Source organism: Streptomyces xanthochromogenes, assembly GCF_014650455.1.
GTDB lineage: Bacteria > Actinomycetota > Actinomycetes > Streptomycetales > Streptomycetaceae > Streptomyces > Streptomyces xanthochromogenes.
The window spans coordinates 87,103-111,975 of sequence record NZ_BMUZ01000016.1 but is presented as its reverse complement, the minus strand read 5'-3'; the positions used below and the strand labels follow the sequence as shown (position 1 = coordinate 111,975).

The window sequence follows — 24,873 nt, the reverse complement described above, 5'->3', positions numbered from 1 at the left end:
CTTCGTCCTCCTACGCTGTGTTAGCGCTGTAAACATAGCTGACGTCCGGTGGAACCAGGTGCCCCCCCAGGCTCGATCAACGACCACATCGGCTGGGTTCGCATCCCCGGCCACGTTGGTCGACCGCATCGTCACGTGGCGGTGCGACGCTGCTCGCAGGTGAGCTGTCGCCACCACCCCCGCCATCCACCTCAAGGAGACCCCATGCAGACCGTCCTCGGCGCCGGCGGACCGATCGCCGATGAGCTCGTGAACGAGCTCCACCGCAACCACACCAAGGACATCCGCCTCGTCAGCCGCAAGCCGTCGAAGGTGAACGACACCGACGAGCTCGTGGCCGCAGACCTCACCGACGCCGAGGCCACCAGCCGCGCCGTCGCGGGCAGCGACATCGCCTACCTCACCGTCGGCCTGCCCCTGGACTCGGAACTGTGGGAGCGACAGTTCCCCGTCATGATGCGCAACGTCATCGACGCCTGCGCCGATCACGGCACGAAGCTCGTCTTCTTCGACAACACCTACATGTATCCCGGAACGCCGACGCCCCAGACCGAGACGACAGCATTCGCGCCGGGCGGACGCAAGGGACGGGTCCGCGCAGAGCTCGCCACCATGCTGCTTGAGGCCATGCGGGCCGGACGGGTCGAAGCCCTGATCGGCCGCGCGCCCGAGTTCTACGGTCCCGGCCGGACGAAGAGCTACACGAACTCGCTGGTGTTCGACCGGATCAAGGCGGGCAAGCGGCCGTTCGTCCCCATCGACGCCCAGGCCAAGCGTTCCCTGATCTGGACCCCCGACGCGAGCCGCGCTCTCGCTCTGCTCGGCAACACGCCGGATGCCTACGGCCAGACGTGGCACCTGCCCATCGACCCGGACCGGCAGTCCTACGCCCAGCTCATCAAGACCGCCGGCGAGGTCACCGGCCGCAAGATCGGCTACACGGTGCTGCCGATGCTCGCCTTCGGCCTCGGGCGCCGCTTCGTCAAGCCGCTCGACGAGATGTACGAACTGCTCGTCCGCTACCGCGACGACAACATCTTCGACAGCTCGAAATTCGCGGCCCGTTTTCCCGAATTCCAGGTCACGAGCTATCGGGAGGGAGTGGAGCGGATCCTCGCCGGCTGACCCGCCGACGAGTACTCCCGCCGATCGACGCGCGCCGCGATGCCGAACCGGCGCCGGTACTCCGACGGCGTCACGCCCGTGGCGCGCTGGAAGAGCCGACGGAAGTTCGACACGTCCAGGTAGCCGACGCTGCGGGAGATCTGGGCGACCGGCTCACTGGTCATCTCCAGCAGCTCGCGAGCCTTGGCGATGCGCGCCGCCTGGATGTATTCCGTCGCGGTCAGGCCCGTGGCCTCCTTGAACCGCCGCTGGAAGGTGCGCGGGTGCATGGCCGCGGCCCGTGCGAGGTGTTCGACGGAGTGGGGCTCGCGGAGGCAGGCGTGCAGCCGGGCCTGCACCTCACGGATGTCGGTGTCGCCGTGCTGGAGTCGGGGCGTGAACTCCCGGTAGAGGGACTGCCGCCGGCGCGGCGGGTCGGCGAGGACGAAGCGTGCCGTGTGCAGCATGACGCTGGGGCCGAGCATGCGGTCCACGACGGTGAGGCCCAGGTCGACCCACGCCAGGATCCCCGCGGCCGTCATGATGTCGACGTCATCGATCACCATGCGTGAGGCGTCCACCCGAACCTTCGGGTATCGGCGCGCCAGCTCCTCGGCGAACGCCCAGTGAGTCGTGGCGTCCCGGCAGTCGAGCAGGTGCGTCTCGGCGAGGACGAAGACGCCGGCGCACACGGCACAGAGCGTGGTGCCCTCGGACCGGAGGCCGACGAGCCAATCGGTGAACTCGCCGGCCGACGCCATCAGCTCGGGTACGACGAGGCTCGGCGGGATGACGACGTGGCTGAGCCGGTGCGCGAGCTCAGGATGAGTGTCCGAGGTGCACACCATGACCGGCCCATCGTCGGTGGCAGACACCGCCCAGGTGCTGACCCGGATCACGCTCGGAGGGTCGGCCGACGCCACGGCGAACTCGCTGGCGACACGGAAGATGTCCCTCAGGCCGTGGATCGCCGACTCCTGGCACTCGGCGTACTCCAGCAGACCGACCTCACCGACGACCCGCGCTCCGGTCTCGTCGACGTGCGGACCTGTCGCGGTCGGGCTCATCATGCCCTCTCGAAGTCCGTGGTGGGCACAGCGATGGGCGGCAGACCCTGTCGCGTCTGCCGCCCATGTTCATCGATGCGGTCACTGCTGCTGGAGCGCCTCTCGCAGCGCGTCTACGGACAGCTGGCGCGCGACGTTGGTGGCCGGGGTGTCCCGCAGACTGTCCAGCAGCATGAAGTCGTGGACGGTCCCGCTGATGCGGACGGCCGTCACCTCGACGCCGGCCTCACGGAGCTTGTTGGCGTACAGCTCGCCCCCGTCCCGCAGGACGTCGGCCTCCGCCGTGATGACGAGGGCGGGCGGCAGCCCCTCAAGGTCCTCAAGGGTCGCCCGCAGCGGCGAGGCGTACTTCTCCTCGCGCTTGGTCTCGTCGGTCGTGTACGCGTCCCAGAACCACTTCATCCCGTCGCGGGTGAGGTAGTAGTGCTCCGCGAACTGGTGGTAGGACTGCGTGTCGAAGTCCGGCCCGGTCACGGGGTAGAGCAGGATCTGCGCCTTGAGCGCGAGCCCGCCGCGGTCCTTGTTCATCTGCGCGAAGACCGCGGACATGCATCCGCCGACCGACTCGCCGGCCACCGCGACGCGGGAGATGTCGAGACCATGCTCGGCGCCGTTGTCCCGCAGCCACTGACCGACGGCGTAATTCTGCTCGACCTGCGTGGGGTACCCCTTCTCGGGCGCCCAGTCGTAGACCGGGAAGACGCCGGCGGCACCGGCCCCGACGGTGAGCTCGCGGAAGAGCCGGTCGTGGGTCTTGTCGTCGCCGAAGACCCACCCGGCACCATGGATGTAGAAGACCACGGGCAGCGGGCCCGTGGCGCCCTTGGGCTTGATGATGCGGGTGCGGACAGTGCCCCACTGGCCGGCGTCGACGTCAACCCACTCCTCGTCGACGTCCGGGCGCTCGACGCCTTCGCCGCTCTGCAGGTCGCTGAGGATCTTGCGCCCCTCCTCGGGCGGCACCTCGTAGATCCGCGGGTGCGGGTCGGTGGCGTCGGCGAGCTCCTTGGCCTCGGGCTCCAGGTACGGCGTAGTGGGGGCTGGAAGGTCGGACATCGCTGATCCTCTCCTCGAATGCCGGTTGCTTGCCTCATCGACGCTACGGACGGTTCGCACCCAGGCCGAGTGCCGCGAACGACTCCCTTCGAGGTGATCGCGACACCCACCCCGAGGTGTGATCCGATGAGCGGAAAATCGGGCGAGCCGAGAACAGGAGCCCGCGGAAGGTGGCCCGACGGGGGCTCTATCCTCAGCAAGCCCCATTCCATGCACAAGCAGCGCCCATGGGCGCTGCTTGTGCATGGAATGGCCATGGTGCATTTCCGGTGGAAGGCTCCCCTTCCCTACAGGGTCCGGCTCATCGGCGTTGATCGCATTCGCTGATGCGGGTGGGAGTGGTGTGCCGCATACACACTGAGCAGGGCCGGCCGTGCCGATCCTGAGTCTTCTGTGCACCATCCTCTGTTCACAGTCGGCGCCGGAATCCTCCTGGTGGGCGGATCGGTACATCGTTCTTGAGGAAGGCGAGACGCACGGTAGCCAGGCTATTCCGGGCCGGCGTCAGATGGAGGACCATCGCTCCGCTCTGTCAGTGCGACCCCGGTTCTTGTCACTTTCTCCTGGGGCGGCCCGGATAGAACCCGGCGGGGCGGAGTTGGACGTCATTCTTCAGCAGGGCCAGGCGCACGGTGGCGAGGGTTGTTCCTTCACGGTCGGCGATGTCCTGGAGCGACAGGTGGTCGTGCTCGTACCAGGTACGCCATTGCTTGATGCGGCGGGCGGTTTGCTGGGTTCGGCGAAACCGCGGCGGGCTCCAGTCCACCGGGTGCTCGGCAAGCAGGTAGGTGACGTGCGCGGTGGTGGTCTTCAGCGTGTGGGCGAGCCGGGCGACGGAGAAGTCACCCACGGGCGTTGCCCGGTGGAGCTGGGCGGCGGTGATGCGTGCGGGGTCCGGCCCGGGGAGCACGAGGTGGCGCAGTGCGCGGGCAGGGAGGCACGGTGTCCATTGGAGGGGTTCGTTGATGTTGTGTTCGTCGAGGAGGGTGCGTGCGGTGTGGCGGAGCAGTTCGACTTCGGCGGGCAGGATCCGCCAGCGGAAGCGCTGGTACTGCTGGCGTTGGGAGGCGGTGGCGGGTGCGACGTCCGGGTGGGCGAGGTGTGCGGGGGAGCCGGTCAGGGCCTGGAAGATCCAGCGTTGCGCGTGTGCGGCACTGGGGATGAGGTTGGAGCGGAGTCGGCCCTGTAGTTCTTGCCAGACTTGGGGATCGAGGAAGCGGTCGCAGGTGGTGAACAGGGTGCGGCGGCGGGCGTAGTCGATTGGGGCGCCCTGGGTGTCGAGGTGGTCGGCCAGCAGGATCAGCGCGTTAAGGGCGTCGGTGGAGTCGGTGCGTCGGGTGAGCTCGGCCAGGAGGGTGGACACGTTGTGGCTGCTGACGGTGGTGCCGGTCAGACGGGTGGCGGCGGCGATGGGGGTGGTGTTGCCCACCAGCAGGCAGGCGACGGTGAGGAGTTCGTCGGCGCGTCGTGCCACCGGCTTGCCGTCCAGATGGCGGGGGGAGAGCCGCAGGGCCCAGGCGGGCCACAAGGCGGTGGGCAGCATGCGGGCCCTGGTGTCCTGGTTGGCCGGTGGGCGGGTGGAGTGGACGGCGGTGCGGTGACGCAGGCGGGCGACCGGCATGAGCTGGGCTTCCCGGCTGCAGCGCAGGGCCGCTTCGAGCACCGGGGAGACGGTTCCGCCGAGTGCGGCGAGGTTGGCGGGGTGGAGCTGGCGGCCGGTGGCGGCCACCCGGTCGGTGAGCCACTGCACGGCCCTGCCCGCAGCGCGGATGTTCTCGGCCTGCAGGATACGGACCGCTGCCGTGACCGCGACGGCAGTCGCTGCGGCGTCGGCGGGGGCGAAGTAGCTGTGCTGGTCCATGCGCCGGGTTTCCGGTGTGCGCTGCGATGTCCCGGGCAGCGGGTTGGTGCGGTAGCGCTCTATGCGGTCCAGAACGTCGGCCGGTGCCAGCGCTTGCAGATCACTGGACGTTGCGTGGTTGAGGATCAAGGCTCCCAGGCACTTCGCATCGTGCAGTACCACCCCCAGCGGTGCCCCCGCCCGCCCGTACAGCGGCCAGCGCACCGCACGGTCCGGGTCTGTGAGGAGGCTGTCGATCAGGCGCTGGGTTTCCTCCAGGGGGCTGCCGGGTGCGAGCGCGGTGACCGGGGTGGCGGAGAGGGGGTGGTGGCAGCGGCGGGGGCGTGGTCCGGCGCCCTGGGGTGGGCTCGCGCACAGTCCGGGTCGGGGTGTTTCTGTGCGGGGGTGGGAGCGCAGGCGGGGGATGTGCCCGCAGGCGGGGCAGCGGTCGGCGAGCAGGACGTGGTGGCGGGTGCAGGCGAAGGACCAGCCCAGGCGCCAGGTCACTTGCCAGCGTCCGCCGCTTTCGGCCAGGCAGGCGGGGCAGAACCGGGAGCCGGAGCGCCCCCACAGCAACTGCCGGTGCACATGGCGCCGTTGCGGCACGATCACGACCGCGTGCCCGTCGAAGGGCTGCAGCGTCATCGCGGCGAGAACGTCTGGGGGCACTCCGGTGACCTGAGCGATGGTGGCCAATTCGTCGGGGGTGGCCAGGGTGGTCCAGCGCGGCAGGATGGGGTCGGTCAGGGCCGGGTCGCGGTTCGGCAGGCCCAGGGCGCGGAGCACGTCGGTGAAGGGGCACTTCAGACGGTGGGCGAGGAACTCCTGCCAGGAGTCCAGCGCCTCGCCGGGATGCGGCGGGTACCGCAGCGGCAGGGTCCGTCGCACGGCCGTCACCCGGCGCCCCCCGTCCGGCGGGGTCGGCTGGTGGCCTTCCCCGACTGCAGGGCGTAGGCCAGTTCCTGGCGGGCCTGTTCGGCGGCAGCGTCGTTCTTGACCCGGTCGAGGAGGTCCTGGGTGAGGCGTTCGGTGCCGGTGCGCTGGGCACGCTGGCAGCCGCGGTTGATCAGTGTCATCAGCGAGCCGATGTGTCCGGTGCTGCGGGCGAAGAGGTAGTCCGACAGGTCATCGGCGAGCATGCCCGGGTGGGCGTCGGCCAGGACGATGCGCTGCTCCAGGGCGAGGAGGAGTTGTCGCCAGTGGCGGCGGCCCAGGTCGGTGTCGATGGTGAAAGGCGGCATGTCCAGGCGGGTAGTGCGCCTGCCGGTCTGGGCCAGGACCGTCTCGCCGACGGTCTCGCCCTCGCTGAACAGGCCCTTGTCCGCCAGGCCCACCCCGACCTTCAGGAGGGTGACGGGGAACTCGTTGGCGATCCACTTCAGATGGTTGCTGACCTCGACGCCGCTGGTCTTGTGCCACTTGAGGAAGTGCAGGTCGTCCAGGATGAGCAGCCTGACCTCGCAGGACAGGACACAGTCCAGGGCCTGCAGACCGAGCTGGGCGGCCGTCGAGGTCTGCCGCCCGGGGTGACCGAAGAACTCCAGCATGGCCCGGTTGAGATCCTTCATGCCCGTATTGCCGGTGAGCCCCACCCGGCACACCGGCCACCGCTCGTGCCCCTGCGCGGTGAAGGCTCCCAGCTCGGCGATCTCCCTGCGGTGGAACTCGCGGGCGAAAGCCAAGACCGCGGTCGTCTTCCCCAGACCAGGAAAGGCGTCCACAGCCACGGCTCCCTTGGCCTTGTCACCGTCCTGCACGTTGCTGTCGACGATGTCCCACAAGTCCTCGTGCAACGAGGCCAGTTGCGGGGTCCGCAACGGTCCCAGGTTCGCGTGCCATTCCCGCCGGACACGGTCGTACGCGGACCGCCGCTCGCCGGGGAGTGCGGCCAGCTGAGCCCGGAGGAGAAGGTCCGGTTGTTGACGGCGGGGAGCGTCCACGAATGTCTGGAAGTCCTCCTTCCGCGACAGCGCAAGGTTCTCCAGGCCCCCTCGGGCAGCGGGAACGCTCACACGTCCTCCAGGGCATCGGCGTAGAAGCCGTCCTCACCCAGAAACTCGTCCGCCTCATCATCGTCGCCGCCCTCGACCGGCTCCTCCCTTGCCACCGGTTGTGCCTCGTCGTGGCCCAGGGCGCGGCGTACGGACGGCAGGGAGCAGGGGTCCGGCCCGTTGGTGGGCGGGAGTTCGATGGCGGCCTGTTCACGGGACAGACGCAGGGCCATGCGCCGTTCGGCGAGGGTGGTGCCCAGCCCCAGGTTCCACCGCTCCAGCAGGTCAGCGACGGCGAGCCGGTCGTCAGGGTAGTGGTACTTCGACGCGGCCAGCTTCCGGGCGAAGGCCAGGGCGCCCTCGCTCAGCGGCATCCGCGCCGACGGTGCGTGTTCCCAGACCAGGGTGTGCCACGCGCGGGTGTCGGGGTGGCGGAAGTAGATCCGGGTGACATCGTCCGGGTCGACCTGGAACGGCCAACGGTTCTTCCCCTGCCCGTGGAAGGGACTGCGGGTGCCCGGGGCGGGGAGACCGGGCCCGCTGTAGCGGCGGCGGTCGATCTCGATGCCGTAGTGCTGGATCGTGCGCCACTTCGTGGCCAGGAACTCAAAGGCGAGGTACGGGTCCCGGGGGACTTCAATGTATCCGGCGCGTGCCATGCCGTGCTCGAACATGTGAGCCGGTGACATCCGTAGTCCCGGCACTCCCGGGTCGACCAGTCCGGCATGCGGGCGGCAGTGGTACACCGTCGCGGTCCACTCCCGGATAATCGCCTCCAGCTCGTCGAGGAAGAAGAACGCGTCGCCCTCGGGACACTCGCCGCGGGAGTGGATGTCCGGGCCCTTGTAGCCGGGCAGCGCCTCCAGCAGCCCTTCCCGCAGAGTGCGGAAGAACCGCTCCACCGGCCCTTTGTCCCGGCCCGTGCGCAGCCGGGCCGGCTGCAGGGAGATGCCCATCCGGCGGCACACGCTGGTCAGATGCTCCGAGACGTACACCTTGCCGTGATCGACCACGAGGGTCTCGGGCACCACCGGCGGCGAGGCCAGTCCCGTACCCGTCGCGCCCTCGACGTCGACCAGGACCGTGCGCGGAATGCCGTGCTCGGGCCAGAGCGCACCGCGAGCCCAGTCCCGCCCCGCCGGCCGCGGCCGGAAGCACTGGAACAGCACCGCGCTCACATCCACCGCCTTCGTGGACACCGGCGTCACCCGCAGGCCGGTGATGCAGCGGGTGTACCAGTCCATCGCCACCGTCAGTTCAGCCTGCACCCACCGCAGGGTCAGTGGGTCGAACGCGAACACATCCAGCCGGGTGGTGTCCATCAGCACGTACTCGCCCGGCCGCGTCGGCCGCAGCTTTCCGTACGGGGTCTCCGGACGGTCGGCGATGTCCCGGTTCCGCTTCGCAGCCAGCCGGAACAGTGGATGGCGGCGCTCCAGCTCCGACAGGATCCGGTAAGCCGTTGCCTGGCTCGGAAGGCGCACACCCCCGGGACCGTGGCGGGCGATCACGCGTGCGCGGGTGCGCTCGATCACGATCCTGCGCGTGGGCGTCGACTCGCCAAGGTGCTCGGCCATCACTTCCAGAGCGGTTTCCACCCAACGTTCATCGGCCCTTGCCACAGGCCCTCGGGACTGCTGCTTCTTTGCTACCAGCCCGGCCTCGCCATGCCGCCGGAAGTCCGCCACCCACTGCTTGACGGTGCGCACGTGGACCCCCATTTCCTGCGCCTTGGCCGCGTACTTGGGTCCTACCGGCCCGCCCGGCGCGTACTCGCAACGAGGTTCCCCGTCGCCTGCCAGCTCAGGGCTCCCCGAACGGAACCCCGTCAGCAACTCGCGTACGTGCCCGGCCCGTTCCAGGACATGGCTCCGTTCGCTCGCCCGCAGCTGGTCCAGCACCACCGAGGCGAGCTCTTCGTCATCGTCAGCCGCAGGGCCGGGCTGATCGGTGATCAACGATGCCCGGTCGGAGAACAGGAGCTCCTTCAACGACAAACGCAGCAGCCGCCCACGCCCGTCCTTGAGAACCACCTCGTTACCCGCTGCCGTCGCAGCCATCTCCACCACCTCGACGCTCTCGCCGTCGTAGCGGAAGCGAGTGCCGACCCCCACCCGGGCCCCGGCCCCACTCACGCTGCCCGCCGCAACAGCCGCGAGGGGATCAGCGGTTCGCTGAGGTCTGCCCGCAGGTCATGCGCCCACAACAGGTGGTGGACAGCAGCGTGGACACAGGGCTTCGGCCAGTGCGGCAACTGCTGGATCGCAGCATCCAACGGCAATCCGTCGAGGTCGGCCAGGCGCAGTTCATCGAGCAGTTCAGGACGAAAGAGCCAGTCACGCCGGTAGCCGGCCAGGAAGCGGATGTTCTCCAGCTCAGCTTCTGGCGGTTCGCTCCAGACCTCGTACCGCCAGCCCCGGGCCTCCACCGCCCGCCGGGTCCATTCGAAGGTGATTGCCACCTCTGGCCTGGTCAACTGCCGGTGAGGCTTGACGTCGACCACCACCGGGCCCTGGGCGGTGATCAGCAGATAGTCCGGGATGTGGCTTCGGACCTTGGCCCCTGCCATGGTCTTCATGAGGAGCGGCTGGGCCACGATGCCTTGGACGAGCGGGTCGAAGTCGGCGTGGAGAAGCCTCGTCAGTTCCAGCCGCGACTCGTAGATCACGTGTCCGCGCATGGTCGCTGACCAGTAGCTTCCGGAATAGTGCTTCTGTCCTCTGTGCCATCGGAACGTCCGCCACGGAGTCGCCGACCGCAGCACGCCGACGGACACTGTTGTCCACGGCAGGTCCTCCACGAGCTTGCCGTCGAGGAAACGAACACTGACCACTACGGCGGGATCGTCCATGGTGCACCCTCAGCTCGGGCCGTACCTGCTATTCACATGATCCCGGCCTCGGTGAAGCGGGCAGGAAGAACCGATCTTCACCGCCCGAAAGAGTGAGTCCCCTGAACAGCGATTCTCAGTAGGTCACCACATGTGGCCTCGCTGTGCTGTCGGCGCTGAGAATATGGCGCCGGTTTTGAGAACCCACATGAATGTCCGACATTGGGGGCCTTGGGAGGCCTGCATGCCCCGCCCCATTTGGTCCGGCGCGATCTCATTCGGCCTGGTCACGATACCTATCAAGGTGATCAGTGCGACCGAGAGCCGCAACATCGCCTTCCACCAGGTCCACCTCGCGGACATGGCCCGCGTCCGCACCAAGAAGGTCTGCGACATCGACGGCCAGACGCTGGACTGGGACGACATCGGCCGCGGCTACGAAGTCTCCAAAAACACCGTCGTCGCGATCACGGACGCCGAGCTCGACTCGATGCCGCTGCCCACGGCGAAGGCCATCGAGATCGTTGCGTTCGTTCCCGTCGACAGCATCGACCCGATCAGGGTGGGCGCCGGCTACTACCTCCAGGCCGACGGGCAGGTCGCAGCCAAGCCGTACACGCTGCTGCGCCAGGCCCTGGAACGCTCCAGCAAGGTGGCCGTTGCGAAATTTGCGTGGCACAACCGCGAGCGGCTCGGCTTGCTGCGAGTCGTGGACCGCGCGATCGCGCTCCACGCGATGCACTGGGACGACGAAGTGCGCAGCCCTGAGACGCTGGCGCCGACGACGGTCGAGCTGACGGACGAGGAAGTCGACGCCGCGATCCAGCTGCTGGAGACCATGGCCCGCGATGACATCGACGACTACACCGACTTTTCCGACTGCGCAGATGTCTGTGTCGGCTCCGAACTGGGCTGTCGCGTCACGTAGGTGTCCGTGACGCGACTCGGCACGTCCAGTCTCAGCTCTGGCAGCCGCAGCCAGAAGCCGCCTTGGCTTCGGTGACTGTGGTGGTCGTATCGACGGCGTGTTCGCCGTCGGTGCAGCAGGCGGTGACGCCGCAGCAGCTGCCGTCATCCACGACAGCCGTGTTGGGCGTGATGCTGGGCTTGATGGCGCGGACGATGGCGGAGTGCATGCCGTCGGCGACCGCATGGGTCGGGGTGATCTCGACGTTGGTGAACCCGGCGGCTTCGAGACCCTGGCGGTATTCGGCGAAGGACAGGGCGCCGGCGATGCAACCGACGTAGTCGCCGCGCTCGGCTCGCTGTTCGGGGGTGAGGGTGTCGTCGGCGACAACGTCGGAGATGCCGATCCGGCCGCCCGGGGCGAGGACGCGGTGCATCTCGGCGAACACGGCGGGCTTGTCGGTGGACAGGTTGATGACGCAGTTGGAGATGACCACGTCGATGGTGTTGGCGGGCAGCGGGATGGCTTCGATGGTGCCCTTGAGGAACTCGACGTTGGTGGCGCCGGCCTTCTTCTGGTTGGCCAGGGCAAGGGCGAGCATCTCCTCGGTCATGTCGAGGCCGTAGGCCTTGCCCGTGGGACCGACGCGGCGGGCCGAGAGGAGGACGTCGATGCCACCGCCGGAACCGAGGTCCAGGACGCTTTCGCCTTCGTGGAGGTCGGCGACGGCAGTGGGGTTGCCGCAGCCCAGCGACGCAGCGACGGCCTCAGCGGGCAGCTGATCGCGCTCGCCGGCAGCGTAGAGGGTGCCGCCGAAGTTCTCGTCGACCTCGATCGCGGCCGGTCCGCAACAGGCGGTGCCGCCCTCGGTGACCTGGATGGCGGCCGCGGCGTAACGCTGGCGGACGGTCTCGCGCAGGTCGTCTGTCTGCTCGGTCATGACCTTCACTCCTCGATGGCAGGACCTGGCGGGGCCCGGATCGGGTTGCATTGACGTTTCTCGATGCAACCTTGCGCTCTGGATTGAAAATCGTCAACATAGAAGCATGTCGAAACAAGAGCTGGTGGTACTCGGCCAGGACAGCGCCGAGGGGTGCTGCCCGACCCTGCTGACCGCCCCCATGGCCGAGGACCAGGCCGTCGAGCTGGCGAAGGTGTTCAAGGCCCTGGGCGACCCGGTGCGGCTGCGGCTGCTGTCGATGATCGCCTCGCAGCAAGGCGGAGAGATCTGCGTCTGCGACCTGACCCCGGCCTTCGACCTGTCCCAGCCGACGATCTCCCACCACCTCAAGCTGCTGAAGCAGACTGGTCTGATCGCCTCCGAGAGGCGTGGGACGTGGGTGTACTACCGGCTGCTGCCCGCGATGACTGACCACCTCTCGGCAGTGCTCTCCAACCCGCAGACTGAGCCCCTTCAGCCCCTGGACGTCCCGGCCGGAGCCGCCTCGTGAGCGAGGTGACCACCACGGCCGCCTCGGGACCGGTCTCGGCCCGGCTGTCGTTCCTGGATCGTTTTCTCGCGGTGTGGATCCTCATCGCGATGGGCGTAGGTCTCGGCCTGGGCCGCCTGGTGCCCGGCCTCGGCGACGCGCTGGCCAAGGTCACCGTCACCGGCGTCTCACTGCCGATCGCGCTCGGCCTGCTGGTGATGATGTACCCGGTCCTGGCCAAGGTCCGTTATGACCGGCTCGGCTCCGTCACCCGCGACAAGCGTCTGCTGATCCCCTCCCTGGTCCTGAACTGGGTGCTGGGGCCGGCCCTGATGTTCGCCCTCGCCTGGATCTTCCTTCCGGATCTGCCGCAATACCGGACCGGCCTGATCATCGTCGGGCTCGCCCGCTGCATCGCCATGGTGATCATCTGGAACGACCTGGCCTGTGGCGACCGCGAAGCCGCCGCAATCCTGGTCGCCCTCAACTCCGTCTTCCAGGTCATCGCGTTCAGCCTGCTGGGCTGGTTCTATCTGTCCGTCCTGCCCGGCTGGCTCGGACTGGAGACGACCGGGCTGAACGTGTCGGTGTGGGAGATCGCCCGCAGCGTCCTGATCTTCCTCGGCATCCCCCTCGCCGCCGGGTTCCTCACCCGCAAGCTGGGCGAGAAGGCCAAGGGACGAGCCTGGTATGAGGCGAACCTGCTCCCCAGGATCGGCCCGTTCGCCCTCTATGGCCTGCTGTTCACGATCGTCGTGCTGTTCGCCCTGCAGGGCGATGCGATCACCTCGCAGCCGGTCGACGTGGTGCGGATCGCCCTGCCACTGCTGGTGTACTTCGCCGTCATGTGGGCCGGATCCATGGCGCTGGGCAAGGCCGTCGGCCTCAACTATCCCCGGGCCACCACTCTCGCCTTCACCGCTGCAGGCAACAACTTCGAACTCGCCATCGCGGTCGCCATCGCGACGTTCGGCGCCTCCTCCGGGCAGGCCCTGGCCGGCGTCGTCGGCCCGCTGATCGAGGTGCCGGTGCTGATCGGCCTCGTCTATGTCGCCCTCGCCGCCCGCCGCTACTTTCCCAGCCCTCACCCACTGTCGGCCCCTGCCGCTGCCGCCGAGGAAGGCCCCGCCCATGTCTGAGCCCGTCACCACTAAGCCGTCGGTGCTGTTCGTGTGCGTCCACAACGCCGGACGCTCCCAGATGGCGGCCGCCTTCCTCACTCACCTCTCGCAGGGCCGCATAGAGGTCCGCTCGGCCGGCTCCGCCCCCGCCGACGCAGTCAACCCTGCCGTCATTGAGGCGATGAAAGAGGCCGGAATCGACATCTCCGTCGAGATCCCCAAGGTGCTGACCACCGAGGCCGTGCAGGCATCCGACGTGGTCATCACCATGGGCTGTGGGGACGCCTGCCCTGTCTTCCCCGGCAAGCAGTACTTGGACTGGAAGCTGGAGGACCCCGCTGGACAGGGAATCGACGCAGTCCGGCCGATCCGGGACCAGATAGAGGCCCGAGTCCGGGTCCTGTCCGCCGAACTGCTGTCCCTGTGAACTGACTCGGCCGGCCAGGCAGGGTCACTGTCCATTCAGGCCGCGGGCCTCAAGGAGCTCGTTTTCCAGACCTGCGATGCGTTTGTCCCCGAACCGTAGGTTCGAGCGAGCGCCTTCGAGTCGTTCCTGGAGCTTGCGGTGCTCCTGGGTGAGCTGGTGGACGCGGTGTTTGAGGGTGGTGTTCTCGGTGGTCAGCGCCTGGACGGACTCGCCGGGGACCATCTGGTCGAAGTCACGGATCTGGCCTATGAGCTCGCCGATCTGCTGTCGTTGAGCGAAAACCTCCTTCTGGGTGCGCGTCAGCTCGGCCTCAGCGTTCAGCGCTCGCTCACGCCAGGATGCTTCGACGCGATCATGCTGGTTCTGGCCGTGACGGTCCTGCCGAGCTCGGGTTGCGGCGGCCTCGTCTTTGATCAGGGTGCGGGCGGCTGGGTTCTCATAGAGGAACGTGGCGGACACCCCGGCCCGTTCGGCGACCGCTCGGACGGTTGGCCGGCCTCGTTCGCGGCGGAGCTGGGCGATCGCTTTCTCGACGGCAGCGAGTTTTTGCTCGGTCTGGCGTCGGCGGGCCGCGACGGCGGCCTGGGTTGAGGTGGGGTTTGAACTCATGAGGTCTCCTCGCCAGCGGCGGCTAGGTCGTTGGCGCGGAAGGCAGTGGTCCAGACCTTGCCGAAGTAGTCCTGGGGCCTGCGCAGGTCCAGGGCCAGTGCCTCGTCGAGAAGACCGACGGCGGCCAGGGCCTTCTCCAGTCCGGCGATCGCACGGGAGGTCGGGTCGAAGAGGCCGTGCAGGTAGTCGGCGGCCGCACTGTCGGGTGCTCGTTCGGCGAGCATCCGCCACTGCTCGCGTTTGCGGTGCCAGTAGACGAGGTCGGCGCCGGACATCACGAACTTGTCGCAGCCGTGGCAGTTCAGATTCCAAGGGCAGGTATCGCCGTTGACGACGGGTTGGAAAGTGCAGAAGCCGCCCTCCGCGGGCGTGGACTTGCGGGTCAGATCGACCAGCATGGCCTCGGCTTCCTCCCGCGTCATCGGCTCGCCGCTGGTCAGAGCAAGGCCTGGTTGCGGGGCTCCGGGGCCGGCGACCCAGACTGCGTTGAGGGCGTCGTTGAGCCGCGGGTCGGTGTGAGCGAGGTGGACGTAGTGCTCTGCCATCCTTTCGGAGACCTGGCCGAGGTAGCGCTTGATCTGCGAGAGGTTCGCTCCGGCCTTCAAAAGGTTCGTGGCCAGAGTATGGCGGGCCTGATGGGGGACAGCCGTACCGACGTCGAGCGAGCAGACCCAGGCCTTGAAGTGGGTGTGGAACGCGCAGTAGCTGATGCCCTTGCGCAGTTCCCGGTTACTGACCTTCAAAGCGTGGTGTCGGCAGGGCTGACGGTTCATGATCCCTGCGGTACGCCGGTGGCATGAGGTATGCGCAAGGGGGCGGGCTGACCGACGAACGGCGGGCTTTCCGCGAGAAGTTGAGGATGGAGGCGGCCGAGCGGTTCCGGCAGGGCGACGAGAACCTGGTGATTGCTCACGACCTGCGGGTCAGTGTCCGGTCAGTGCAGCGCTGGCGCAGGGCCTGGTCGCAGAACGGGCCCGGAGCCCTGGCGTCCAAGGGCCCGGCATCGCTGCCGCTGCTCAGTGACGAATTGTTCGCCGTGCTCGAGCGGGAGCTGGCCAAGGGGCCGGTGGCACACGGCTGGCCGGACCAGACCTGGACCCTGTCGCGGATCAAGACGCTGATCGGACGCCGCTTCCACAAGAGCTACACCGTGCAAGGGGTGGCCGCCCTGCTCAAGCGGCACGGCTGGAGCTGCCAGGTCCCCGCCCGGCGTGCGATTGAGCGGGACGAGACCGCGGTGGCCGGCTGGGTGAAGGAGACCTGGCCCCAGGTGGAAGGATCGTGGCGGCGCTCGGGGCCTGGCTCGTCTTCGAGGACGAGGCCGGATTCTCGATGACGCCGCCGACCACCCGCACCTGGTTCCGCCGCGGCCACACCCCGGTGATCCGCGTGCGGGGCCGATCCCGCCGCTTATCCGTCGCCGCCCTGGCCTGCTACAAACCCGGCGAACCCTCCCGGCTGATCTACCGGCCCTGTCCCGATGCCCGGCCCGACGGGCGCAAGAGCTTCTCCTGGAAGGACTACCGCGACCTGATCCAGGCCGCCCACCAGCAGCTCGGCGGCCCGATCGTGCTGGTCTGGGACAATCTCAACACCCACCTGACGGCCAGAATGCGCCGCTACATCGCCGCCCGCGACTGGCTCACCGTCTTCCAGCTACCGCCCTACTCGGTTCAAGGTCAGTAATCTTCAAAGATTAACGCGATCGTGGCGATGGCTCTGGCGCCCATCTGAGCCTGGCTGGAGTAGTCGCCGGTCGGCTGGGGTCGCGCCAACCACGCCGGCCTCGGCGACGGTGATGTCCTCCAGGCCGTCATCGACGAACCGGCCCTGCCCGCCGACAACGAGGCGAACACCGACGGCAACAGCCGCTTCTACGGCACCGAGCTGATCAACTCGGGCGACGCAGCGATCCGTGGCCCGAAGCCCAGGTGGACGCGGCAGCCCGCTGGGCCGCCGCGCTGTGCCGGGCCCACGGCTGGGGCGAGCGGTCCGTGATCGGCCACAAGGAATGGCAGCCCGGCAAGCCCGACCCCTCTATCTCCATGAACGACTTCCGCGCCCGCGTCGCCCGCTACCTCAAGGGCGGCTCCTCGGGCGGAAAGCCGACGCCCCCGAACGTCCCCGCGTTTCCCGGCGCTGCGGCCTTCGGGAACGGGAAGGCCAACGACTCGATCCTCCTCCTCGGCCAGCAGCTCGTACGCAAGGGATACGGCCGCCACTACAAGGTCGGCCCCTCCCGGGACTGGGGTGAGGCCGACCGCCAGAACACCGAGGACTTCCAGCGCGCCCAGGGCTGGACCGGCGCCGACGCCGACGGCCACCCCGGCCCCGAAACCTGGCGCCGACTCTTCACCTGACCCCACCCCCTGAACAAGGAGCACCGCACGAATGTGTACGCCTCACTGCTGCGCACGGGGGTGCCCGTTGCGGTCGGCTGGCTCATCGCCGTGACCCTGCGCTATGGGATCGACCTCGATGAGACGGCCGTGACCGGAGTCCTCACGCCCGTGGCCACCTTCGCCTACTACGCGGTCTTCCGTTTCGCCGAGGAGCACCTGTCGCCGCGCTGCGGCTGGCTCCTCGGCTACGCGCGGCCGCCGAAGTATGAGACGGAACCGTATCCGCTGCCGCGCTGATCAACACAAGAGACGCGACACGATGGGCCTCTTCAGGAAGCGTTTCGTGGTACGCGCGGGAGTAACCGCATACTGCAGGCTCGCTCCCTGCAGCGCCGCGTCGCTCCACTGTTTGAACCGTGATCTCCCCTCAAGCGGCATCCCGACACCTCCTTGGATCTGCCTCTCGCACTCAAATTGATGCTTCTCGCAACTTCATGGAAGTGCGTCAGGAGTTGTCAATAGCGGAGCCTTGAAGAAGATCTCTCGATAGATCCTAAAGCGGCCTGCCAGACTGCAGATATCGATTGAGTCTGGCAGGCCGGGATCAGTTCAGAATAGGAGTTCTGCTTGCGGCAGGATACGTCCGCGCTCGGGGCTGAAGGGCCTCGGCTGGTCGGCCATCCGGCTCTCGGCGGCCGCATGGGAGCACGATGCTGCCACCGATTTGGATCACGGCTCTGCGGCTGCGCTGATGCGGATCGCCTTCAATTCGTAGTGAACGATAGAGCACCGCGTTCGGTGGGGGGCGTGGGAGCCCCGCCCTGACGACCCCTTGGTGCGGCACCCGGTGCGGCCCGGCGCGTCGGAGCAGCCCTGAAACGGCCGGAGCCAGGTCGTCGTGGCTGCTGGCGAAGATCATCTGATCCGAAAAGGTCGGAAAGCGAGCGGACATGCAGATGCCTCCCGCTGGGGAGGGGAGGCATCTGCATGCAATGGCCGTTTCGCGTTCCGCCACTGACTCAACGTCGAGTTCAGCGGAGGCCGAGTCCATACGTCTGCTCAGTTGTCGGCGACTGACGATTCATCCGCGATCTGATTCGCGGCTTTTCTTGGTGACGGACTCTCGGTTCTCTTCACGAGTCGGTAGGCGGCATGTCGAGTTTTCTGAGTCGCCCACTTCGCTTTGGAAAGTTCACGGAGGAGCTCCAAGTGTGCTTTCTGGTTCGTTCGATTCGACAGCCATGAGACTGCGCGTTCTGCCCAATGATCACTCTCGCTTAGAATTGCTATCGTGAGTACTTCATCAACGGGCACGTGCTCCTGAAGCTCGCCTTCCGAGATCCTATGTTGCTGAGCGCCCGCTTTGAGGTTCTGCCGGAATTCTGCTTCATCCACATCAAGGATTGTTACCCAGGAGGTGGGCAAATTCATTGCTGAGGGCTGGACTGGTCCGTCAAGGCGGCCGATCGCCCAACTGCCGTTCCGGTCTACACCAAGCCAGATACCTGTTTCACTGACCTGTGCCAAAGGGAGCCAGGTGATCGTTCCTGGATCCCCCGAGGAGGGAGATGTGAGCCAATTCTTCTCAGGCACAAGAGAAAGTTCGGTAAGCAGGTCTTTGGATGGCATGCGGTTCACCACTCTGCGGTTGGCGTGTGAGTTTGATCGATCCCAAAGCGTTTCATGAAGTTGTCGAAAGATTTCCGATTTGCTTCATTCCAGTTCATTCCGTAGTGGCCCGACCACTCGTTAGTCTCAAGCTTACCGTCAGAGCCGATTCTGAGACGCCCACCGACCATCTCGGTTTTGTCTGATTGAATTGCCCAACCAAGCTGATCATGACCCATAGGCTGCTTGGCGCCTGTCGCGAAACGTTCCGTGAGAGGGTCGTAGACGAAGTCGCGCGCCTCGCCCGGCTTGAAGTTTCGCATTGCCGCTGTTGATTTTACTCGATCACTTACTTCAAGGATTCCCTTCGCGGTTCCGCTTCCCGAAATTACTTTTCCTCCGGCCGGTTCTCCCTCTACCCCGGGCGGCTTACCTACCTCCCCAGGAAGGAACGGAACTACGGCCTCCTTCAGGCCGCACATTTCTCCAGGATCCGCGATTTCGCAAGGAATTTCCGCGTCATCGGTTGTGTGACGGAAAATCTTCTGCCACCAGGCTGCTTTATCCCAGCGGTGCTTGTAGGCCCACCTGAGCTTCTTTCGCCTTATTTCCTTGGCGCTGTCATTCAGGCCCTTGTCGGGATAGTTGTGGAGCGTGTCCGGGTCGTGCGTACTGGCGGTGGTGCCATCGAGCTCTCCGTCGCTGGGCGCTACGTTGTCCTCGTACCACTGCGAAGGCCCGGTGGATTTTCCGGTTTTGGGATCCCGCTTCTCGGAGTGGCCAGTGCCGTCGTCGATCCATAGGCCGGTGGGGTCGGCGTAGGCGAGGGGGTTGTTGTTGCCGTACGTGTAGCCGTGCGCCTGTTGGGGATCCTTCAGGTCCATGACCGGGTCGACGGATATGAAGCGTCCGGTGGCGGGGTCGTATTCACGGGCGCCGAGGTGCGTGAGACCAGAGTCCGTGTCCCGGGTGCCCCCGATGAAGCCCTTGTCTCCGGCCCAGTTGGTGGGCTGGTTGCCGCGGGGGGCGCCGAAGATGGTGGATTTGCGGCGGGTAATGGTCTGGGTAGCGTCGGCGGTGATCTGGGTGCTGGCGGTGCCGTGGGGGTCGTTCAGGAGGTAGGTGAGTTTGGTGCCGGTGCGCATGGCGACGGTTTGGCCACCAGCGGTGTAGTAGCGGGTGCCGGTGACCTGGCCGGCCTTGTCGAGGTGGAGTTCATTGCCGCCGGGGAGGTAGAGGGTGGTGCCGGTGGAGTCGCGTCGGATGAGGCGCTGTCCGTCGGTGTCGTATAGGTAGTTGCTGGTGTTGGTGCCATCGGTGAGGGTTTTGAGGTGGCCCTCGTCGTCCCAGGTCAGGGTCTGGCTGCTGGGTCCGCTGGTGCGGGTTTTGGTGTTGCCGTCCTGGTCGTAGGTGTAGGTCTCGTCGTGGGCGGCGGTGCCGGCCTGGCTGACCTTGGGAAGGTTGTGGGTTCCGGGGGTGGGTGCGGCGTAGGTGCGCGTGGTGTCGATAGCGGGGCCGGCGGGGGTCGTGTGCTGGGTTTCGGTTTTGCGGTTGCCGACCGCGTCGTAGGTGTAGCTGGTCCAGTACGGGTCTTGGCCGCCGACGACCCCACTGGAGGGGGTGATTGCACACTGTTCGCCGGTGTTGGTCCAGGCTTCGGTGATGCGGCGCAGGGCGTCGGTGGTGAAGCACTGGGTGTCGGTGGTGCGAGTGGTGTCCTGGCCGTAGGCGGCTGCGATGGAGCTGATGTTGCCGGCGCCGTCGTAGGTGTAACGGGTGTCGTCGATGCGCTTGGGGCTGGTGTCGCGGTCGTTGGTGACGCGGGTGAGCCTGCCGGTGTGGTCGTCGTATTCGGTGGTGGTCCACACGTGCTGGTTGAACTCGCCGTATTCCTGCCGGACCGGGTTGCCGTAATGGTCGTACGTGCTTGCTGAGATCAGCGCGTTGTTGCCAGCGGTGACAAAGTTGACCATGCCGTGGACCGCGGTGTAGGCCGTGGAGACCTGCTCTTCGGGCAGGTCTCCGAGGGCCGGTTGGTAGACGTATTCCTGCTGCCCGCTGTTGCCGTTGTATCCGGCGAACCACTCGTAGGTGCCCGCGAGTTTGCCTTCACTGGCGGGGACGGTGGCAACAGTGTCGTTCGGGTTGTAGAGGTCGTCGTACCCGGTTATCTCGGTGGTGTAAGCGTCTGATCCGGCGTAGCGGGTCGACTTGGTGAGCTTGCCCTTGGCGACGGTGTCGTAGGTCCAGGAGGCGAGAGTACTCGTACCCTTCTTCAAAGCAGTCTTGCGGCCGAGTGCGTCGTAGTCGGTGTGGAGGGTGATACCGCGGGCGTCGGTGGTATCGGTGACTCGGTCGCCCTGGTCATAGGCGGTGGTGGAGCTGCCCCTGTCCGGGTCGTCGACGTGGGTCTGGCGGCCCCGGGTGTCGTAGGTGTAGGTCCACTTGGCACCGGAGGGGTCAGTGACCTGTTCGAGACGGCCGTATTTGTTGTAGCTGAACAGGGTGGACTGATACGTGGTGCGGTCGGCGTTGGTGTACTGGCGCAGTTCGCTGGTGCGGCCGAGGGCGTCGACTACCGTCGTGGTGCTAGTGCCGCCTTGCGGCGGGATGACGGTGGTGGTGTCACCGGTGTAACTGGTGGTGGCTTTTTCCTTCACGTCGCCGAACCGCTTGCTGAGCAGAGAGGTGGTGCGGCCTGCTCCGTCGAACTGGGTCTCCGTGGACGCGGGGTAGTCGGTGGACTCCGCGCCAGTGACCAGGACAGGTTCTGCCTTCCCGGTGGCGTAGTAGGTGCCGGAAGTGCGGTTGGCTTCGCCGCGGGTGTTGTAGAAGGCCTCGCTGATCAGGCGCCCCGAGCGGTCGGGGGACTCAGACTGGGTCTCCCTAGCCCGCAGCAGGCCGTCGTAGAAGGTGTAGGTGGTGTCGAGCTGGTTGTCATGCGTGAGGGTGGTGCTGGCAATGACGGTCGGCGCGTCGTTACGGATTTGGTATCCGAAGGCGTAGTTCGGCGAGTCCTTGTACGTGACCGCGGACCGTGTGGGAATCCAAACTTTGGAGATCCGGCCGAGCCCGTCGTATGCCGTGGTCGTGACCTTGCCATTGGCGTCAGTGACCTGCGTCGGTTGGCCGCGCAGTGGCTCCAGCACGCTGGTCAAGGTTTGGCCGAGCGGGTTGGTGACGACCGTCTTTGTGGGTGTTTCACCAGTGGCGGGTGTGTAGGCGGTGCTTGTGACTTTGCCGTATGCGTCGGCCGAGGCGAGGTTTCGGCCGTACTGGTCGTAGCAGAGCTGGAGGTTGAGGGGGCCGCACGTACTGGGGACCGAGGAGGTGGTCTCGTAGGCGGTGCCGTCGCCGTTGAGCTTTTCGGTCTTGGTGATGTTGCCCTTGGTGGGTGCTGCCGTTAGGTCGGTGTTGTTGTCGAAGTAGGTGCGGGTGTCATCCGTGATGTAGCCGTGCACGCCGCACGCCGTTGGGATGGTCCGAACCTGCGAGACCTTGTTGAGGAGCCAGATCCCGGTATTGCGCACGTAGGTGGTAGTGGTGCACTGCTCGTCACCGGTCTTGCTGGTGTCGCCGCTCTGGAAGACAGTGTCGACCATGCCGTAGTCGTCGAAATGCCGCGTCAGCTCGGTGGTCCGCGAGCCGCCAGTGATGGTGGTGCGGGTGGATTCCTTCTCGGTCCCGGTCTGGTACGCCTCAAGGTCCGGCAGCCCGGGCCGGGTGCGCGCGGCCCTCTTGTCCGACCGCCACGGAGTGTAGGAGGTGCGCGCGATCAGGTCGCCGCCGTCGCCGTTGAATGTGGCGGTGGAGCGGATCATGCCCCCGAACTGTTCGCGGTCAGTGACCGGGGTGGCGTCGACGTCGTCACTGTCCTTAACCTGCGCCCCGTCGATGCCCCGGAAGTAGCGCGATTCGCTGAGGGTCTTGGAGTCGCTGCCAGTGCCCTTGCGGGTCTGGACGCGTTCATAGCCCCGAGCTATTGAGTAGCTGCGGTCTTCGGACTTAGTGAACTCGTCCGTGCTCTTGGCCCACTTGGCGCCGCCGAGGTAGCTGTACTCGGTGACGGTGTCAGGGGTTCCAGCGAGGTTGTCACCTTCAGTGACCCGCTGGACAACGTAGGAGTTGAACCAGTCCTGCTTGGCCTTATCTCCTTCATAGGCCCACTTCACCGGAAAGCAGCGGGTGGTGTTGGAGCCGTCAGCCGGCGGCAGAGTGGTGGCGGTGCAGTCGGGATCGAGGTAGTCGATACCGATGGTGCCCCCGGACTCGGTGGTGATCTGAAACATGCGCAACCGGATGAATGGGGCCAGGCCGTCGCCGAGTTTGTCGACGCGGTTCGGCTTCTGCTTGCCTGCGAACGTCACCGGAGGCAAGTCCGCCTTCCCCGAGGCGTAGCCTGTCCGGGTGATGGACTGCAGCCACATGGGCGTGGACACGCCGTCACCGGCAGGAGGGAAGCCCTGGACCAGCGCCCAGGAGTCAACATCCTTGTAGGCACCGGAGGTCAGAGCCTTGGTGGTGATGTTGAGTAGGCGCTTGCGGGACCAGAACGTTGGTGAGTACTTGTCCTTGCATTCGGTGGCGCCGTCTTTGCAGTACAGGTCGAACGGGACATCGGGCCAGCTAGTGGCGTGGGTCTCGTCGAAGGTTCCGCATGCGGTCAGGCACCGTTCGGTGACGTCGAACTTGACCTGACCCATGGCCTTGGCGCTGTAGACGGCGTCCGAGCGCAGACCGTAGTCGATGTGGTCGAGCCAGCCGCCCCGGATGTAGGGGGTCACCGTGGACTTGCCGGACGTCTCGGATACGTTGCGGCCGTAGTTGTTGGTCTCGGAGTTCCAGTAATACGCCATGGCGTTTCCGCGGACGTCGACGACGTAGTCGAGCTGCCACCGCCAGGCTTGCTGGCACCAAGCGGAGGAGAAGGTCGCGCTGTAGCAGGGCTCCCCGGACTGGTTGCCGAACACCGGCACGGTCCAGACGGAGTTGGTGGTCGCAGTGGTCGAGTCCTTCCAGCCGGGCAGTCGGTTCAGGCCGAAGTAGTACTGGGTCCCGTCGGTTGTGGTGATTTTCCAGTGCTCTCCGTCGTTGTCACCGTTACTGGCGCCGGTCAGCTTTTCGACCTTCTCACCCGAGTCGGCCGCAGCGTGCCATCCGTTCTTGGCGTCGTGGACCAGTTCGATGCTCTTGCCGTTCAGCGACATCGTGGCGTTGTCGTTGAACCAGCACAAATCACCCACCTTGGTGGTGTTGGTGCTGCCTTCCTTGTCGTCGTTGCATGGCTTGTAGTGGCGTTCGATGAAGCCGGGTTCCATCGACCAGCCATCGCCGAGCCAGCCGGACTGGGTGTTCGACGCGGCCGTCAGGCCATCGACTGACTGGGAGCTGTAGTCCAGAGACAGCTTGGGCTGCATGTTTCCGGGAACGGACGGGACGCCGATCGGGTAGGACCAGTTGAAAGCACCCGTCGAACCGCCGGCATTCCATGACCCGGAAGACTGCATTGGGGTGGCCTTGTAGTCACCCGTGCCGCCGGAGGATCCCGCGGTGGCTGCCAGAACCGTTGCCCCAGTGGTGGCCCGGGCCATCAGCGGTTGAGCTCCTGCCAGAGGAGCGTTTGCGGCCAGTGTTCCCGCCCGCGTGTTGTTTGTGGTCGAAAGAGGCTTCTCCGTATGGCATTTGGCCACCTCGGGGGTGGTCAGTGCGCAGGCCGGGAGTTCGACGAGGTGCAGGCGGGCGGCCCAGTCGCCCCCGTAAGCGCCCTTGAAGGCGGAGTAGTCAACTTGAACCGGGACCGTCCCCGGCTGGGTGGCGCCGTCGGTGCGCCTGAGGGAGAGGAGTAGTCCGTCGACACCGGCCTTCTGGGCGGTAGTCCGGTCGGCGACCGAGACCCTCACCTTGGAAGGCGCGCCACCGGCACGGTCCTTGGCCCCGCCTACCGACACGGGCAGCGAACCCGCCTGCCGCTTACCGGTGACGGAAGTTGACTTGGCAGCCGGCGACGTGCTCGCGAACGTGCTCCCCATCGCCCCGGAGAGGTCGACGTCGACCGAACCCGCTGCCGGCCAGACGACCTTCGGCTGCTTCCAGGGATTGGCGGCTGCGTCGTCCTTCTTCTTCGGCCCGCCAGCTAGGGCCTTCGTCACTGCGACAGCCTTCGGCTGCTTGAGACCGGGCAGTGCCGGCCCTTCGCTGCCGGCTGCCACTGATACGGCGGGTAGCAACCCCACCGTGACCATAGCGGCTATGGAAGCCGCCAATCCACGCATGCCGAAACGGCTCACGCCCCACCCCTCGCCCATTCTAAAAATGACCGCCGGAGCGTAACAGGGCTTGTAAACGAACTGTCAAGTATTTGTTTTCACAGAACGCTATCAAACGATCCAAATAGCCCCTTACGGTCTGCTGCGACACACCGGAGTGCATCCAACCACTGGACAAGATGCAGGTCAGCTGCTTCCTGTAGGGCCCGGGTAAGTACTTCCTGTGTGTCCGCTTTGGGTGTCAAGTCGCGAAAGTGGCAACTTGGGAATGTAAA

17 protein-coding genes and 2 pseudogenes are annotated in these 24,873 nt (G+C 66.5%); 8 read left to right on the top strand and 11 right to left on the bottom strand.

From position 1 onward, the window contains the following. The first annotated feature begins 204 nt into the window (after window positions 1–204). Window positions 205–1,125, top strand: a complete 921-nt coding sequence (locus IE267_RS34155; RefSeq protein ID WP_189765825.1) for an NAD-dependent epimerase/dehydratase family protein — start codon at window positions 205–207, stop codon at window positions 1,123–1,125. Here IE267_RS34155 and IE267_RS34150 read toward each other — a convergent pair. The 6 genes from IE267_RS34150 to IE267_RS34125 form a co-directional block, all read right to left on the bottom strand. Next, complete coding sequence (locus IE267_RS34150) at window positions 1,089–2,174, bottom strand: GlxA family transcriptional regulator (protein ID WP_229861574.1); 1,086 nt, start codon at window positions 2,172–2,174, stop codon at window positions 1,089–1,091. The two genes, IE267_RS34155 and IE267_RS34150, sit on opposite strands and share 37 nt — an antisense overlap. Window positions 2,175–2,252: 78 nt before the next feature. Next, a complete protein-coding gene (locus IE267_RS34145; protein WP_189765824.1) occupies window positions 2,253–3,227 on the bottom strand; it encodes an alpha/beta hydrolase in 975 nt (324 codons plus the stop codon). A 553-nt stretch (window positions 3,228–3,780) separates the two neighbouring features. After that, window positions 3,781–5,955, bottom strand: coding sequence for a TniQ family protein (locus IE267_RS40215; protein ID WP_189765823.1), 2,175 nt, complete (start codon window positions 5,953–5,955; stop codon window positions 3,781–3,783). A 5-nt stretch (window positions 5,956–5,960) separates the two neighbouring features. Beyond that, window positions 5,961–6,884 carry an AAA family ATPase gene (locus IE267_RS34135; RefSeq protein ID WP_229861573.1) on the bottom strand — a complete coding sequence of 308 codons (924 nt, stop codon included), beginning with the start codon at window positions 6,882–6,884 and terminating at the stop codon, window positions 5,961–5,963. A gap of 191 nt (window positions 6,885–7,075) precedes the next feature. Next, window positions 7,076–9,172 (bottom strand): TnsB C-terminal domain-containing protein, encoded by a 2,097-nt coding sequence (locus IE267_RS34130; RefSeq protein WP_506417460.1) that lies wholly within the window; start codon window positions 9,170–9,172, stop codon window positions 7,076–7,078. 17 nt (window positions 9,173–9,189) lie between these two features. Then, entirely contained in the window at window positions 9,190–9,909 is a 720-nt protein-coding gene (locus IE267_RS34125) for a TnsA-like heteromeric transposase endonuclease subunit (RefSeq protein ID WP_229861572.1), read from the bottom strand. A 223-nt stretch (window positions 9,910–10,132) separates the two neighbouring features. Here IE267_RS34125 and ku point away from each other — a divergent pair. Next, window positions 10,133–10,759, top strand: a pseudogene (gene ku, locus IE267_RS34120) (non-homologous end joining protein Ku); the annotation flags it as partial. 88 nt (window positions 10,760–10,847) lie between these two features. Here the strand turns inward: ku and arsM are convergent. Beyond that, window positions 10,848–11,735 carry an arsenite methyltransferase gene (gene arsM / locus IE267_RS34115; RefSeq protein WP_189765819.1) on the bottom strand — a complete coding sequence of 296 codons (888 nt, stop codon included), beginning with the start codon at window positions 11,733–11,735 and terminating at the stop codon, window positions 10,848–10,850. A 106-nt stretch (window positions 11,736–11,841) separates the two neighbouring features. Here arsM and IE267_RS34110 point away from each other — a divergent pair, with 106 nt between their 5' ends. Genes IE267_RS34110 through IE267_RS34100 form a run of 3 tightly spaced genes read left to right on the top strand, consistent with a single transcriptional unit; the run spans window position 11,842 to window position 13,773 of the window. Further along, window positions 11,842–12,246, top strand: a complete 405-nt coding sequence (locus IE267_RS34110) for an ArsR/SmtB family transcription factor (protein ID WP_189765818.1) — start codon at window positions 11,842–11,844, stop codon at window positions 12,244–12,246. Window positions 12,247–12,251: 5 nt separating this feature from the next. Then, on the top strand, window positions 12,252–13,364 hold the full coding sequence (arsB, locus tag IE267_RS34105; RefSeq protein ID WP_189765923.1) for an ACR3 family arsenite efflux transporter: 1,113 nt from the start codon (window positions 12,252–12,254) through the stop codon (window positions 13,362–13,364). After that, entirely contained in the window at window positions 13,357–13,773 is a 417-nt protein-coding gene (locus IE267_RS34100) for an arsenate reductase ArsC (protein ID WP_189765817.1), read from the top strand. Before arsB ends, IE267_RS34100 begins: the two co-directional genes overlap by 8 nt. Before the next feature lie 24 nt (window positions 13,774–13,797). Here the strand turns inward: IE267_RS34100 and IE267_RS39900 are convergent, their stop codons facing one another. Both IE267_RS39900 and IE267_RS34090 read right to left on the bottom strand, forming a co-directional pair. Beyond that, window positions 13,798–14,382, bottom strand: coding sequence for a DUF6262 family protein (locus IE267_RS39900; protein WP_229861571.1), 585 nt, complete (start codon window positions 14,380–14,382; stop codon window positions 13,798–13,800). After that, window positions 14,379–15,155: a tyrosine-type recombinase/integrase gene (locus IE267_RS34090; protein WP_189765815.1), complete on the bottom strand. Its 777-nt coding sequence runs from the start codon at window positions 15,153–15,155 to the stop codon at window positions 14,379–14,381. Before IE267_RS34090 ends, IE267_RS39900 begins: the two co-directional genes overlap by 4 nt. A gap of 23 nt (window positions 15,156–15,178) precedes the next feature. Here IE267_RS34090 and IE267_RS40595 point away from each other — a divergent pair. The 3 genes and pseudogenes from IE267_RS40595 to IE267_RS34065 all read left to right on the top strand — a co-directional run. Continuing rightward, a pseudogene (locus tag IE267_RS40595) lies at window positions 15,179–16,053 on the top strand (IS630 family transposase); the annotation flags it as partial. 260 nt (window positions 16,054–16,313) lie between these two features. After that, entirely contained in the window at window positions 16,314–16,742 is a 429-nt protein-coding gene (locus IE267_RS34070; protein ID WP_308428872.1) for a peptidoglycan-binding protein, read from the top strand. 33 nt (window positions 16,743–16,775) lie between these two features. After that, entirely contained in the window at window positions 16,776–17,021 is a 246-nt protein-coding gene (locus IE267_RS34065; protein ID WP_189765812.1) for a hypothetical protein, read from the top strand. Window positions 17,022–17,783: 762 nt separating this feature from the next. On the opposite strand, the gene IE267_RS34060 is transcribed toward IE267_RS34065, so the two are convergent. Together IE267_RS34060 and IE267_RS40210 are read right to left on the bottom strand one after the other, a co-directional pair. After that, window positions 17,784–18,353 (bottom strand): hypothetical protein, encoded by a 570-nt coding sequence (locus tag IE267_RS34060; RefSeq protein ID WP_189765811.1) that lies wholly within the window; start codon window positions 18,351–18,353, stop codon window positions 17,784–17,786. A gap of 5 nt (window positions 18,354–18,358) precedes the next feature. Then, window positions 18,359–24,619 (bottom strand): polymorphic toxin type 43 domain-containing protein, encoded by a 6,261-nt coding sequence (locus IE267_RS40210; RefSeq protein ID WP_189765810.1) that lies wholly within the window; start codon window positions 24,617–24,619, stop codon window positions 18,359–18,361. Between the last annotated feature and the right edge of the window lie 254 nt (window positions 24,620–24,873).